Annotated in this window: 12 protein-coding genes; all 12 read left to right on the top strand. The window is 73.6% G+C overall.

What is annotated here, in order from left to right; genetic code table 11:
• Positions 1-931 (top strand): sugar phosphate isomerase/epimerase family protein (locus ACR9ZK_RS16560; RefSeq protein ID WP_481343047.1); only part of this gene is annotated, 931 nt, incomplete at its 5' end.
• 197 nt (positions 932-1,128) lie between these two features.
• The gene (locus tag ACR9ZK_RS16565) at positions 1,129-4,389 is read left to right on the top strand and encodes a PQQ-dependent sugar dehydrogenase (RefSeq protein WP_481343048.1); all 3,261 of its coding nucleotides are present in this window, start codon (positions 1,129-1,131) and stop codon (positions 4,387-4,389) included.
• Positions 4,390-4,473: 84 nt separating this feature from the next.
• Entirely contained in the window at positions 4,474-5,688 is a 1,215-nt protein-coding gene (locus ACR9ZK_RS16570; RefSeq protein ID WP_481343049.1) for an inositol-3-phosphate synthase, read from the top strand.
• Entirely contained in the window at positions 5,685-6,659 is a 975-nt protein-coding gene (locus tag ACR9ZK_RS16575) for an SCO3242 family prenyltransferase (RefSeq protein ID WP_481343050.1), read from the top strand. Before ACR9ZK_RS16570 ends, ACR9ZK_RS16575 begins: the two co-directional genes overlap by 4 nt.
• Entirely contained in the window at positions 6,656-7,576 is a 921-nt protein-coding gene (locus ACR9ZK_RS16580; protein WP_481343051.1) for a sugar phosphate isomerase/epimerase family protein, read from the top strand. The genes ACR9ZK_RS16575 and ACR9ZK_RS16580 overlap by 4 nt, the downstream gene beginning before the upstream one ends.
• The gene (locus ACR9ZK_RS16585) at positions 7,573-8,193 is read left to right on the top strand and encodes an EboA domain-containing protein (protein WP_481343052.1); all 621 of its coding nucleotides are present in this window, start codon (positions 7,573-7,575) and stop codon (positions 8,191-8,193) included. Before ACR9ZK_RS16580 ends, ACR9ZK_RS16585 begins: the two co-directional genes overlap by 4 nt.
• Before the next feature lie 9 nt (positions 8,194-8,202).
• On the top strand, positions 8,203-9,090 hold the full coding sequence (locus ACR9ZK_RS16590) for a TatD family hydrolase (protein ID WP_481343053.1): 888 nt from the start codon (positions 8,203-8,205) through the stop codon (positions 9,088-9,090).
• 2 nt (positions 9,091-9,092) lie between these two features.
• Positions 9,093-10,274, top strand: a complete 1,182-nt coding sequence (eboE, locus tag ACR9ZK_RS16595; protein WP_481343054.1) for a metabolite traffic protein EboE — start codon at positions 9,093-9,095, stop codon at positions 10,272-10,274.
• Positions 10,271-11,719: an alkaline phosphatase family protein gene (locus tag ACR9ZK_RS16600; protein ID WP_481343055.1), complete on the top strand. Its 1,449-nt coding sequence runs from the start codon at positions 10,271-10,273 to the stop codon at positions 11,717-11,719. The genes eboE and ACR9ZK_RS16600 overlap by 4 nt, the downstream gene beginning before the upstream one ends.
• Positions 11,720-11,751: 32 nt before the next feature.
• The gene (locus ACR9ZK_RS16605; RefSeq protein WP_481343056.1) at positions 11,752-12,762 is read left to right on the top strand and encodes a sugar phosphate isomerase/epimerase family protein; all 1,011 of its coding nucleotides are present in this window, start codon (positions 11,752-11,754) and stop codon (positions 12,760-12,762) included.
• 38 nt (positions 12,763-12,800) lie between these two features.
• The gene (locus ACR9ZK_RS16610; RefSeq protein WP_481343057.1) at positions 12,801-13,184 is read left to right on the top strand and encodes a VOC family protein; all 384 of its coding nucleotides are present in this window, start codon (positions 12,801-12,803) and stop codon (positions 13,182-13,184) included.
• Between the two features lie 18 nt (positions 13,185-13,202).
• Entirely contained in the window at positions 13,203-14,216 is a 1,014-nt protein-coding gene (locus ACR9ZK_RS16615) for an alpha/beta fold hydrolase (RefSeq protein WP_481343058.1), read from the top strand.
• Positions 14,217-14,251 lie beyond the last annotated feature (35 nt).

Genomic DNA, 14,251 nt, shown 5'->3' on the forward strand with positions numbered 1-14,251 from the left:
CCTCTACACCGTCCGTGACGCCATCTCGCGCGACCCGGCCACGAGCCCCTTCGCCTCCGGCTTCAAGGCGGTCTTCGAGGAGCTCGGGCGCATCGGTTACAAGCAGGTCGAGTTCGCCGGCTTCAACCAGCACGCGAACGCCCCCGGCGGCAACGTCAACAACGTCGCCGGTGCCCAGCTGCTGCGCACGTGGCTCGACGACAACGGCCTCGAGGCCGAGGGCAACCACGGCACCATCCCGTCGGTCGTCAACGACGCGACGCTCGCCCAGTTCGACGCCGCCTGCGAGGTCGCGAACATCCTCGGCATGCAGCACATCGGCACCGGCTCGGACCCGACCGGCTCCGCCTACGTCGCCGACTGGGCCGCCGCTGCCGAGCGGTGGAACGTCCTCGGTCGTCGTGCGGCCTCACACGGCCTCAAGCTGTACACGCACAACCACGACATCGCGTACAGCTTCCTGCTCGACAGCGGCGCGCTCGACGCCCTGGGCCGTCCGACCCGCTCGTCGGGCATCCGCCGGCTCGAGTACTTCCTGGCCAACACCGACCCGGAGTACGTCTACCTCGAGATGGACATCTACTGGGCGCACGTGGCCAAGTTCAAGCACACGGCCTACACGGCGCCCGACGGCACGGCGGTCGCCTCGGTCTTCAACCCGCTCGGCGTCGTCCAGGCCCAGCCGATCCGCTTCCCGCTGTTCCACGCCAAGGACGGCGACTCGCGGCCCGACCTGGCCAACGGCTACGAGATGGTCCCCTTCGGCACGGGTGACATCGACTACACGACGTTCCTCAGCTCGACCGGAGCCAAGGGTTACCACAACCCGATGTACGAGCAGGACACCGCTCCCGGCGGCGCGGCCAACCCGGGCCAGTCGCTGGAGTTCGCGCGGATCAGCTACGAGAACATGGCCGCCCTCCGCGGCTGAGGCCCCGGCGCGTCGGAACAGCAGTACACCGACCCCCGGGGAGTGCATGGCCGTTGCAGCGGCGCGCTCCCCGGGGACCGGCTTCGCCCGTCTCTGTCAAGAAGGACGTACCGATGAATGCTACAAGTCGTTCCAGAGGCCGGAGGGCGGTTGCGGCAACTGCCGCGACCGTCCTGGCCCTCACCACCCTCGGCGGGGTGCTCGCGTCCCCGGCGCTCGCCCACGACGGCGTCGACCACGGCGACGACCCCGCCCTCGACTGGTCCAACTACGAGAAGATCACGCTCACCAAGGACACCGGCGAGCCGATCGACCTCGCCGTCCTGCCCGACCGTCGCGTGCTCACCACCGCCCGCAACGGCGACGTGCGCCTCGTCGACCCCGACACCGGCGTCACAAAGGTCGTCAACTCCGTGCCGGTCTACAACAACTCCGAGGACGGCCTGCAGACCGTCACCCTGGACCCCGACTTCGCGACGAACAAGTGGGTCTACCTCTACTACGCGCCCAAGACGATGACGGCGCCGTACGTCACGAGCACCCCGACGGGCTCGGCCCCGAACACCCTGCCCGCCGGGGCCGACGCGTCGTACTGGGACCAGTGGAAGGGCTACAACCAGCTCAGCCGCTTCAAGTGGGACGACGCCGCCGACAAGCTCGACCTCTCGAGCGAGCAGGTCATCCTCAAGGTCGAGACGAACCGCGGGCAGTGCTGCCACGTCGCCGGTGACGTCGACTTCGACGGCGACGGCAACCTCTACCTCTCGACCGGTGACAACACCCCGGCCAGCACGCCGGGCGCCAACGGCATGGCACCGAACAACGACGCGCCGGGCATGAACCCCGGCTTCGACTCGCGTCGTGGGGCGGGCAACACCAACGACCTGCGCGGCAAGATCCTGCGCGTCCACGTCGAGGACGACGGCAGCTACACGATCCCGGCCGGCAACCTCTTCCCGCCCGGCACGGCCAAGACGCGCCCGGAGATCTTCGTCATGGGCGTGCGCAACCCGTTCCGCATGGACGTCGACCCGGGCACGAACTCGGTGACGTGGGGCGACTACGGCCCCGACGCCGGTGCGGCCGACCCGCAGCGCGGCCCGATGGGCTACGTCGAGTGGATGACGACGGCGATCGACCGTCCGATCAACGGCGGCTGGCCGTACTGCCACGGGCCGAACGCCAACTACAACGAGTGGAACTTCGCGACGGCCACGCCCGGCCCGTGGTTCGACTGCAACGCCGGCGCGCAGAACAACTCGCGCTGGAACACCGGCCTGCCCCAGGTGCCGCCGGCCACGACGGCCACGCTCTACTACGGCGACCGGTCCACCGACCAGCCGTGGCCCGAGCTGACCGACTTCGACCCGCAGGGCGGCCAGGGCCCGATGGGCGGCCCCGTCTACCACTACGACGCCGACAACCCGTCGACGACGAAGTTCCCGGCGTACTGGGACAAGAAGGCGTTCTTCGCCGAGTTCTCCCAGGACTACCTCGCGGCCTTCACGGTGCAGTGGCCGAACGGCCCGGTCGACCACATCGAGCAGGTCCTGCCCAACAAGGCCCTCGAGACGAACGGCCAGCCGATCACCGACAGCCCGATCGACGTCGAGTTCGGCCCGGACGGGTCGCTCTACGTCCTCGACTACGGTGACGGCTTCTTCCGGGCCAACCCCGACGCCGGCCTCTACCGGATCGACTACAGCCCGGGCAACAAGGCGCCGCAGGCGAAGATCGCGGCCAGCCCGGTGAGCAGCAGCAACGCCCCGCTCACCGTGCAGTTCGACGCCTCGGCGTCGAAGGACCCGGAGGGCGGCGCGCTCACCTACCAGTGGGACTTCGACGGCAACGGCACGTTCGACGCCACCGGTGCCACCGCGTCCTACACCTACACCGAGCTCGGCAGGTACACGGCTCGTCTGCGCGTCACCGACCCGCAGGGCCGCAGCGGCCTGACGAGCACGTCGATCTCGGTCGGCAACGTCGCACCGACCGTGACCATCAAGACGCCCCCGAACGGCGCCTTCTTCGACTGGGGCCAGGCCGTGCCGTTCGACGTCACGACCTCCGACCCCGAGGACGGCAGCGCCACGGTGTGCTCGCGCGTCACGTGGACCTTCGGTCTCGGGCACGACGCGCACGCCCACCCGCTGAGCCAGGGCACGGGCTGCCAGTTCGCGATCCCGACCCCGGCGGACGCGACCGAGCACGGCGAGACCGAGAACATCTTCGGCGTCGTCGTCATCACCTACACCGACAACGGTCACGCCGGCGTCCCGGCCGCGACCACGACCGAGCAGCTGGTCCTCAACCCGAAGAAGCAGGAGGCCGAGTGGGCCGACCTGGCCCAGGGCGTCGAGATCGTCGGCGACACGACGGCGAGCGGCCTGCGCAAGGTCACCTCGCTCGACGCCGGTGACCACCTCGGCTGGGACCCGGCCAACCTCGTCGGCATCACCGGCATCACGGCCCGCGCGTCGGGCCAGGGGACGCTGTCGCTGCGCTGGAACTCGCCGACGGCGACACCGTTCGGGACGGTCGCGGTGGACAGCACCGGCTGGTCCGACACGGCGGCGGTCCTGTCGTCGAAGCCGGCCGGCACCGGCCGCCTCTTCGTCACCTCGACGGGCGGGGTCGTGCTCGACGCCCTCTCGTTCGTCGGCGACGGGGTGGCGGACAAGACGCCGCCGACCGTCTCGGCGACGCTCAGCCCGGCGACGCCGAACGGCGCGAACGGCTGGTGGACGAGCAACGTCACCGTGACGGTCACCGCGACCGACAACGGCACCGTCGCCTCCCGCCAGCGCTCCACCGACGGTGGGGCGACGTGGGTCAACGCCAACATCGCGCTCACGGTCTCGACCGAGGGCACGACGACGGTGCTCTACCGGGCCACCGACAACGGCGGCAACGTCTCCGAGGTCGGCTCCGTCACGGTGAAGCTCGACAAGACGCAGCCCACCGTGGCGGTCTCCGGGGTCACCGACGGCGCGTCCGTCGGCAACTCGACGGACGTCAGGTGGACGGCGACCGACGCCACGAGCGGCATCGACACCGTCACGGCCACGGTCGACGGGACCACGGTCGCGGCCGACCAGCCGCTGGCCCTGTGGCGCCTGCCGCTCGGCAGCCACACCCTCGTCGTCACAGCCAAGGACAAGGCGGGCCTCGTCCGCACGACCACGACGACGTTCACCACGACGACGTCGCTGGCCGAGCTGACCGCCCTCACCGAGCGCCTGGCCCGCGAGGGACTCGTGACGAAGGTCGGGGAGCCGCTCCTGGAGAAGCGTCTTGAGCAGGCCGCCCGGCACGTGGCGGGTGGCCGCCCGGCCGCGGCCATCTCGCAGCTGCAGGAGTTCGTCGCCCTCGCCGGCCAGCCGGCGAACGTGTCGGACGCCGCGGCACGGGGTGCGCTCCAGCGCGACGGCAACGCCGTCATCGCCTCGCTGAGGTGAGGACCCGGTGACCCGGCGGCGGCCCCCGCCGCCGGGCCACCCGGGCCCCCACCGGGGGACCCGACCAGATCGAAGGAGATCGAGATGAGCAACGACAACAGCACCGGGCCGGTCGAGCACCCGGTCGGACGGACCGGGCTCTGGCTCGTCGGCGCGCGCGGCAGCGTCGCGACGACCGTGGCCACCGGCCTGGCCCTGGTCGCCGCGGGCGGCATCGGCGAGCACGGCCCGGACGGGCTCGTCACCGAGCAGCCCGGCCTGCGGGAGCACCTGGTCGGGCTCGACCGCCTCGTGCTCGGCGGCCACGACGTCGCCGACGTGCCCCTCGTCAAGCGGGCCGCCGCGCTCGCCGACGCGGGTGTCGTGCCGGCGACCGCCCTGCCCCTCGTCCACGACGAGCTCGAACGCGTCGAGACGCGGCTGCGGCCCGGCTACGCGCCCGGCGCCGAGACGCAGGGCGACGCCGCGCGCCGCGTCGCGGCCGACATCGAGGCCTTCCGTCGGGCCGAGGGCCTGGACCGCGTCGTCGTCGCCAACGTGTCCTCGACCGAGCCGCCCGTCGATGAGGACGCGTCCCACGCCTCCCTCTCGGCGCTCGAGTCGGCCTGGGCGGCAGGCGGTTCGCCCCTCCCGTCCAGCTCGGTCTACGCGGCGGCGGCCTTCCTCGCCGGTGCCGCGTTCGTCGACTTCACCCCGTCCACCGGCGCCCGGCTCCCGGCGCTCGCCGAGCTCGCGCAGCGTCTCCGCGTGCCGTGGGGCGGCAGCGACGGCAAGACCGGCGAGACGCTCGTCAAGTCGGTGCTGGCGCCGATGTTCGCCGCACGCTCGCTCCGGGTGCGCTCATGGGCCGGGGCCAACCTCCTCGGTGGCGGTGACGGCGCGACGCTTGCCGACCCTGACGCCCGCGAGAGCAAGTCGCGCAGCAAGGCCAAGGGACTGGAGGCGATGCTCGGCTACCCGGTCGAGGGCCCGGTCCACATCGACAACATCACCGACCTCGGCGACTGGAAGACGGCGTGGGACCACGTGACGTTCTCGGGGTTCCTCGGGACGCGGATGACGCTGCAGTTCACGTGGCAGGGCTGCGACTCGGCCCTCGCGGCACCACTCGTCATCGACCTGGCCCGCCTCGCCGACCTCGCGCTGCGTCGCGGCGTCGTCGGCTCCGTGCCGGAGTGGGGGTTCTTCTTCAAGGACCCCGTCGGCTCCGACGAGCACGGGCTCGCCGCACAGCTCGAGACGCTGCGCGGCTGGGTCCGCGGCACCACGGCACCGGCATCGACATCGGCATCGTCATGACCACCCTGCGCGACCTCGCGGAGCTGGTGCGTGCGCCGGCCGCCCTCACGGTCCCCGGCGACACGCTCGCCGGCGCGGCCGCGGCGGGCTGGCCCGGCGGGCGCCGTACCGCACTGCTGCCGTTGGCCTCGACATGCCTGTACTGGGCCGGGATGGCGCTCAACGACTGGGCCGACCGCGCTGTCGATGCCACCGAGCGTCCGGAACGGCCCATCCCGTCCGGACGCGTGCCGGCCGGCACCGCCCTCGGCGTGGCCGCCGGCCTGACGGTCGGCGGGGTCGCCGTGGCCGGCCTCGCGGCAGGACGGGTCGGCGCAGCCGTCGCGGGCGTCCTCGCCGCGGCGGTGTGGGCCTACGACCTCGGCCCCAAGGACGGGCCGGTGGGCGTGGCCACGATGGCCTCGACCCGTGCCCTCGACGTCGTCCTCGGGGCGAGCGCCGGCGGCGTGGCGGGGGTCCGAGCGGCCGCCGCGCCGGCCGTGCTCGTCGGTGCCCACACCGCGGGCGTCACCGCCCTGAGCCGCGGCGAGGTGCACGGCGGCTCCGCCGCCACCGCCAGGGCCGTGGCGCTCGGCACCGCCGCGGTCGCCACCGCGACGGCGGCCCTCGCGCCGGCCCTCGCGCCGGCCCTCGCGCCGGCCCTCGCGCCGGCCCTCGCGCCGGCCCTCGCGCCGGCCCTCGACGGGCCGTCGCGTGCTCGGCACCGCACGCGCGCGTGGCGCGCGGGGTCCGTCGTGCTGTCGACGACGCTGGCCGGCTGGTACGCCCGGGGCGTCCTGCCGGCCCAGCTCGACGCGGCCCGCTCGCCCGACGCCGCGACGGTCCGGCGCGCCACGGGGCACGGCATCCGGGGGTTCGTGCCACTGCAGGGCTCGCTCGTCGCCGGCCGGGGACGGCCCGAGCTCGCCCTGGCCCTCGCGGCCTCGGTGCCGGTCGGACGCCTCGCCATGCGGGTGGTGTCGCCGACATGAGCCTGCGGTTCGGCTACGGCCTCAACGGGTTCACCGACCACCGGCTCGAGGACGCGCTCGCCCTCCTCGCAGACCTCGGCTACGACGGCGTCGCGCTCACCCTCGACCACGCGCACCTCGACCCGTTCGCCCGCGACGTCGCCGCGCGGGTCCGGCGGGTGCGGGCCCTGCTCGACCGCTACGCCCTCGACGTCGTCGTGGAGACGGGGGCACGGTTCCTGCTCGACCCGCGACGCAAGCACGAGCCGACACTGGTGTCCGACGAGGGCCGGCAGCGTCGCGTCGACCTGCTGCAGCGGGCGATCCGCATCGCGGCCGAGATCGGCGCGCCGGTCGTCTCCTGCTGGAGCGGCCTGGGGCCGCGAGGGGTGCCGCGCGCCGAGCTGCTCCGGCGTGTCGACGACGGAGTCGCCCGGGTCCTGCCGGTCGCCGTCGAGCACGGCGTCGACCTGGCGGTGGAGCCCGAACCGGGCATGGTCCTCGAGCGCGTCGGCGACGTGCTCGCCCTGCGCCGGCGGCTCGGCGACCCGGACCGGCTGCGCCTGACCATGGACGTCGGCCACCTGCGCTGCGTCGAGGACGAGGACCCGGCCTCCGTCGTCCTCGCGGCCGGCCCCCACGTGGCGAACGTGCAGATCGACGACATGCGGCGCGGCGTCCACGAGCACCTGCCGTTCGGCGAGGGCGAGGTGGACGTGCCGCCGGTCCTGGCCGCCTTCCACGCGGTCGGCTACCGCGGCCTCGTCTCCGTCGAGCTGCCGCGGCACGCGTGGGCGGCGCCGACGCTGGCCGCCGACAGCCTCCGCTTCCTCCGTGAGGCGCAGCGGGCGGCAGCGCGTCCCGCCGCCTGCCCCGCGGCGGCTTCTCCCGCAGGACGGACCGCATCCGACCCGAGCCTCCAGGAGGTGACCTCGTGACCCGCACCGCGACCCAGCCAGACCTCGACGCCGCCCTGGTCGAGGTGGCCCGCGACCCCGACTCCATCGACCGGCACTTCCCGCCCGCCGCACGCCTCGCCGCGCGCGCCGGGGTGGACGGCGCCGCCCACCGACGTCGGCTCCTGCTCGCCGTGCCCGGACCTGCCGACGACATCGCCCGCCGGGTCGCCCGCCTCTACGAGCGTGGCGACACGGCCGAGCGGCTCGCGGTGCTGGGGTCCCTCGACGCCCTGGACGCGCCGGACCGCCACGACCCGCTGGGGGACCGCGGCCTACCGCTCGTCCGGGATGCCCTGCGCACCAACGACACCCGGCTGGTCGAGGCTGCGCTGGGGCCGTACGCCGCGCGGCACCTCGACGCGCACGCGTGGCGGCAAGCCGTCCTCAAGGTGCTCTTCACCGGGGTGCCCGTGGCTGCCGTCGCCGGTCTCGTCGAGCGGGCCGACGCCGAGCTGGCCCGGATGGTCACCGACTACGCCGCCGAACGGCTGGCCGCCGGCCGCACCGTGCCCGCCGACGCCTCGACCGTCCTCGCCGCCTGCACCCACCCCGACACCACCCCGACCACCGACCCCGTCGGCGCCCGAGACCGCTGAGGAGCAGCCGTGCGCATCTTCGACCCCCACATCCACATGACCTCGCGGACCACCGACGACTACCGACGGATGCACGAGGCCGGCGTCCGCGCCGTCGTCGAGCCCTCGTTCTGGCTCGGCCAGCCGCGGACGACCGTCGGCACGTTCTGCGACTACTTCGACGCGCTCCTCGGCTGGGAGCCCTTCCGGGCCGCGCAGTACGGCATCGCGCACCACGCGACGATCGGCCTCAACCCCAAGGAGGCCAACGACGCCCGCTGCCGCGAGATCCTCGCCGAGCTGCCCCGCTACCTCGTCAAGGACCGGGTCGTCGCGGTCGGCGAGCTCGGCTACGACAGCATGACGCCGGAGGAGGACGAGGCCTTCGCCGCCCAGCTCGCCCTCGCCGTCGAGCACGAGCTGCCCGCCCTCGTCCACACGCCGCACCGCGACAAGCTCGCGGGGACGCGTCGGACCCTCGACGTCGTCCGCGAGTCGGGTCTCGAGCCGCAGCGGGTCCTCGTCGACCACCTCAACGAGGTGACGGTGGGCGTCGTCGCCGAGTCCGGCTGCTGGATGGGCTTCTCCGTCTACCCGGACACGAAGATGGACGAGCAGCGGATGGTCGCGATCCTGCGCGAGCACGGTCTCGACCGGATGCTCGTCAACTCCGCCGCCGACTGGGGCAACAGCGACCCGCTCAAGACCTGGCGCACCGGGCAGGAGATGCTGCGCGCCGGGTTCACCGACGACGACGTCGACCGCGTGCTGTGGCGCAACCCCGTCGAGTTCTTCGCCCAGAGCGGTCGTCTCGAGCTGCCCGAGGACGCCGACGGTGACCGCCCCGAGGGTGGCCTCGTCGGCGCGGGCACGGCGACGTACGAGGGCAACTCGGTGCTGCGCGGGTCGAGGGAGTAGTCGTGCGCCTCCGGCACGCCGACGGCACGACCGTGCACGTCGCGTACTGCACCAACGTCCATGGCGGCGAGGACCTCGACACGGTCGTCGGCCAGCTCGAGCGGTTCGCCCTGCCCGTGCGGCGGCACCTCGGGCTCGAGCTTCTCGGCCTCGGCCTGTGGCTCAGCGCCCCCGTCGCGCGTGCCCTCGCCGGCGACCCGTCGCTCACCGACCGCCTCCGCTGCGAGCTCGACCGGCGGGGCCTCGAGGTCGTGACGCTCAACGGTTTCCCGTACCGCGGGTTCCAGGAGCCGGTCGTCAAGCACCGCGTCTACCACCCGGACTGGAGCGAGCCGGCGCGCCTGCGCTACACGAGCGACCTCGCCGACGTGCTCGTCCGGCTGCTGCCGGACGATGCCGCCCGCGGCAGCATCTCGACGCTCCCGCTCGGCTGGCGGCACCCGTGGTTCGGCGACCGGCAGGCCCTCGCAGCGGAGCAGTTCGAGCGCCTCGCCGCGCACCTGCACGCCCTGTGCGACTCGACGGGCCGGTCCGTCCGCGTCGCCGTCGAGCCGGAGCCCGGGTGCGTCATCGAGACCGTCGCCGACCTCGTCGAGCGCACCCGGGGCTGGGACCGCGACGTCATCGGCACGTGCCTCGACCTGTGCCACCTCGCCGTCGGCTTCGAGGACGCGACGGGCGCCGTGGCCGCGCTGGACGCGTCCGGCATGGCTGTCGCCAAGGCCCAGGTCTCCGCCGGGCTGCACGCGGCCGACCCGACCGACGCGGCGACCCGGGCCGCCCTCGCGTCCTTCGACGAGGAGCGGTTCCTGCACCAGGTGCGCTCGCGCGACCTCGCCGGCCTCGTTCGTGCCCGCGACGACCTCGGCGAGGCCCTCGGCGGCCGCCGCCCGCTCGGCGCGCACGCCGACGAGCCGTGGCGCGTGCACTTCCACGTGCCGCTGGGCACCGCCCCCGAGCCGCCACTCACCGCGACGACCGACGACCTGCGTCGCTCGCTCGAGGTGCTCGTCGGTGGCGAGACCGTCCGCACCGACCACCTCGAGGTCGAGACGTACACGTGGGCCGTCGTGCCCGAGCGGCACCGGCCTCGCGACGACGTCGGCCTCGCCCGCAGCATCGCCGGCGAGCTGGCGTGGCTGCGCGACACCCTCATCGACCTCGGCCTCAAGGAGCCCGCATGAGCACCTCCACCAGCACCGACCCGCGCCCCGTCCTCCTCCTCGACGTCGTCGGCCTGACCCCTCGGGCGCTGCGCGACATGCCGCGGCTGCGGCGCCTCGCGGAGCGGGGCTCACAGGCGACCCTCGGCACCGTGCTGCCGGCCGTCACGTGCTCGGTGCAGTCGACGTTCCTCACCGGCCGGATGCCGGCCGAGCACGGCGCCGTCGGCAACGGCTGGTACTTCCGCGACCTCGGGGAGGTGTTCCTCTGGCGGCAGCACAACGCGCTCGTGCAGGGCGAGAAGGTCTGGGACGCGCTGCGCCGCGTCCGCCCCGGCGCCCGCGTCGCGAACGTCTGCTGGTGGTACGCGATGGGGATGGACGTCGACTCGCTCGTCACGCCGCGGCCGGTCTACCACGCCGACGGGCGCAAGTCGCCGGACTGCTACACCCGCCCGGTGTCCCTGCACGACCGGCTCGTCGAACGGCTGGGCCCGTTCCCGCTCTTCCAGTACTGGGGCCCGACCGCCTCGATCGCCTCCTCCCGCTGGATCGTCGAGGCGACCCGGATGCTGCTGCCCGAGCACGACCTGACGCTCGCCTACGTGCCGCACCTCGACTACGACCTCCAGCGCTTCGGGCCCGCGTCGCCCGAGGCACGGGCCGCCGCGGCCGAGCTCGACGCCGTGCTCGCCCCGCTCCTCGACGACGCCGAACGGCTGGGCGCCGCCGTCGTCGTGGTCAGCGAGTACGGCATCACCGAGGTCGACCGACCCGTCGACGTCAACCGGGTGCTGCGCCGCGAGGGCCTCCTCGAGGTGCACACGCAGGCCGGTATGGAGTACCTCGACCCGTGGGCGTCCGAGGCCTTCGCCGTCGCGGACCACCAGGTGGCGCACGTCTACGTGCGCGACCCCGCCCGCCTGGAGCACGTGCGGACGCTGCTCGCTGCCGTCCCCGGCATCGACCTCGTCCTCGACCGGGCGGGGCAGGCCGCCCATGGCCTGGACCACGAGCGCAGCGGCGACCTCGTCCTCGTGGCCGAGCCGCGGGCGTGGTTCACGTACTACTACTGGCTCGACGACCGTCGCGCGCCCGACTTCGCCCGGGGCGTCGAGATCCACCGCAAGCCCGGCTACGACCCGGCCGAGCTGTTCTTCGACCCGGCCGACCGCTCCGCCAAGGCCCGTGCCGCCCTGTCGCTCGTGCGCAAGAAGGTCGGCCTGAGGTACGCGATGAGCGTCGTGCCCCTCGACCCGCGATGGGTGCGCGGAAGCCACGGCCGGCTGCCGGAGGACCCCGAGGACGGGCCCCTGCTCCTCACGTCCGACGCGGGGCTGGGCCGTGAGACGGTGGCGGCGACGGACGTCCACGACCTCGTCCTGGGGGCTGCCGGCGTCCGGGTCGCCGAAACCGTCGCCGCAACCGTTCCCGGAGCCGTCCCCGCAGCCGTTCCCGCGACCTGACCCCGAGCACCCACAGCGCCAAGGAGACTCACATGCCTCGACCGATCACCCTGTTCACCGGCCAGTGGGCCGACCTTCCCTTCGAGGAGATGTGCCGCCTGGCCGGCGAATGGGGCTACGACGGCCTCGAGATCGCCTGCTGGGGCGACCACTTCGAGGTCGACCGCGCCCTGACCGAGGACGGCTACGTCGAGTCGCGCCTCGAGATCCTCGCCAAGCACGACCTCAAGGTGTGGGCCGTCTCGAACCACCTCGTCGGCCAGGCCGTGTGCGACGACCCGATCGACCACCGACACCGGGACATCCTGCCCGCGGCCGTGTGGGGCGACGGGGACCCGGAGGGGGTGCGCCGGCGGGCCGCCGAGCGGATGGCCGACACGGCGCGTGCCGCGGCGAAGCTCGGCGTCGACACCGTCGTCGGGTTCACCGGCTCGGCGGTGTGGAAGTACGTCGCGATGTTCCCGCCGGTGTCCGACGACGTCATCCAGGAGGGGTACGCCGACTTCGCCCGACGCTGGAACCCGATCCTCGACGTCTTCGACGAGGTGGGCGTGCGGTTCGCCCACGAGGTCCACCCCAGCGAGATCGCCTACGACTACTGGTCGACGCAGGCCACGCTCGAGGCGATCGGCCACCGAGAGGCGTTCGGCCTCAACTGGGACCCGAGCCACATGGTGTGGCAGGACCTCGACCCGGCGGCGTTCATCTGGGACTTCAAGGACCGGATCTACCACGTCGACTGCAAGGACGCCCGCAAGCGGATCGGCAACGGCCGCAACGGCCGGCTCGGTTCGCACCTGCCGTGGGGCGACCCGCGTCGGGGCTGGGACTTCGTCTCGACCGGGCACGGCGACGTGCCGTGGGAGGACTGCTTCCGGACCCTCAACGCCATCGGCTACGACGGCCCCATCTCCATCGAGTGGGAGGACGCGGGGATGGACCGCCTCGTCGGTGCACCCGAGGCCCTCGAGCACGTCCGACGGCTCAACTTCGAGCCGCCGAGCGCGTCGTTCGACGCCGCCTTCAGCAGCGGCCGGGGCTGAGACCCCTCGACGCGGACCCGACGGTCTACCGTCGGGGGATGGAACTCATCCAGGTGGCCCAGCGGGCCGAGGACCTCGACCGCGCGGGGGCCTTCTACGCCGACCTGCTCGGCACCCCGCCCCTCGCCTCCTTCGACCCGCCGGGCCTGCTCTTCTTCGACCTCGGCGGTGTCCGGCTGCTGCTCGACCGGGCCGCTCCGAGCACGCTGCTCTACCACCGGGTCGACGACATCGACGCGACCGTGGAGCGGCTGCGCGCGTCGGGCGTCACCGTGGAGACCGAGCCGCACGTCATCTTCGGCCACGACGACGACACCCTCGGACCGGCCGGCACGGACGAGTGGATGGCCTTCGTCAAGGACTCCGAGGGCAACCTCGTCGGCCTCGTCGAGCAGCGCCCGCGGGCCACTCCCGGTGACTGAGGTTTGTACATTGCAGGGGTGAGCGCGATCCCCGGGGACGCCCCGTTCGACCTCGCGGCGCCCTGGGGCGGCCGCAGCCACGTCACCGACCTCGACGGGCCGGTGCACTGGGTGGAGTTCAGCCCGCCCGAGGGCACTCCCGTCCAGGGTGACGCGTCCGGCACGCCGGTCGTCCTCGTGCACGGCCTCGGCGGCTCGCACCTCAACTGGGTCCACGTCGGCCCGGCGCTCGCGGCAGCCCGACGCGTCGTGGCCCTCGACCTGCCGGGCTTCGGCCTGACGCCGGCCGGGTCACGTTCGACGAGCGTCCACGCCAACGCCGAGGTGCTCGGCCGGTTCCTCGACGAGGTCGTCGGCGCGCCGGCCGTCCTCGTCGGCAACTCGATGGGTGGCATGGTGTCGCTGCTGCTCGCCGCCCGGTCGCCCGAGCGGGTCGCCGCTCTGGTGCTCGTCGACCCGGCGCTGCCCAACCCGCGGCAGCGCCAGGACCCCCAGGTCGCGATGACCTTCGCGCTCTACGCCGTGCCCCGCGTCGGCGAGCTGTTCCTCTCGCGGATGCAGAGCCGGTTCACCGACCGGCAACGCGTCCTCGGCACCGTCCGCCTCTGCTTCGCCGACGCGACGCGCGCCGACGACGCGGTCGTCGACGCCGGCGTCACGCTGACGCAGTGGCGCGGCTCCCTGCCCGCCCGGGACACCGAGTTCCTCGGCGCGGCCCGCTCCCTCCTCGGAGTGCTGCGCCGCCCGCGTCGCTACGACGCCCTCCTCTCCGGCATCGACCGGCCGGTCCTCCTCGTCCACGGCGACCGCGACCGGCTCGTGCCGCTCGCGGCGGCTCGGCGGGCGGCGACGCGCAACCCCGGGTGGGCCACGGTGTGGCTCGAGGACGTCGGGCACACGCCACAGCTCGAGGTGCCCGAGCGCTTCGTCGCCGAGGTCGAGCCGTGGCTCGAGGGCGTCGACGCGCTCCGGGCGGACGACGCACTGCGGTCGAACGACGGCGTCCGCCGGCTCACGGCCGGTCCGGCGTGAGCGAGGATGGGGTCGTGGACGCACATGCCTGGGAC

Source organism: Monashia sp. HAY1-5C (assembly GCF_056755255.1).

Excerpts from the sequence above, each read along its gene's own strand:
- ACR9ZK_RS16570 (WP_481343049.1), top strand. The coding sequence starts at position 4,474 with ATGAGCAACGACAACAGCACCGGGCCGGTCGAGCACCCGGTCGGACGG.
- ACR9ZK_RS16575 (WP_481343050.1), top strand. The coding sequence starts at position 5,685 with ATGACCACCCTGCGCGACCTCGCGGAGCTGGTGCGTGCGCCGGCCGCC.
- ACR9ZK_RS16580 (WP_481343051.1), top strand. The coding sequence starts at position 6,656 with ATGAGCCTGCGGTTCGGCTACGGCCTCAACGGGTTCACCGACCACCGG.
- ACR9ZK_RS16600 (WP_481343055.1), top strand. The coding sequence starts at position 10,271 with ATGAGCACCTCCACCAGCACCGACCCGCGCCCCGTCCTCCTCCTCGAC.
- ACR9ZK_RS16605 (WP_481343056.1), top strand. The coding sequence starts at position 11,752 with ATGCCTCGACCGATCACCCTGTTCACCGGCCAGTGGGCCGACCTTCCC.
- ACR9ZK_RS16610 (WP_481343057.1), top strand. The coding sequence starts at position 12,801 with ATGGAACTCATCCAGGTGGCCCAGCGGGCCGAGGACCTCGACCGCGCG.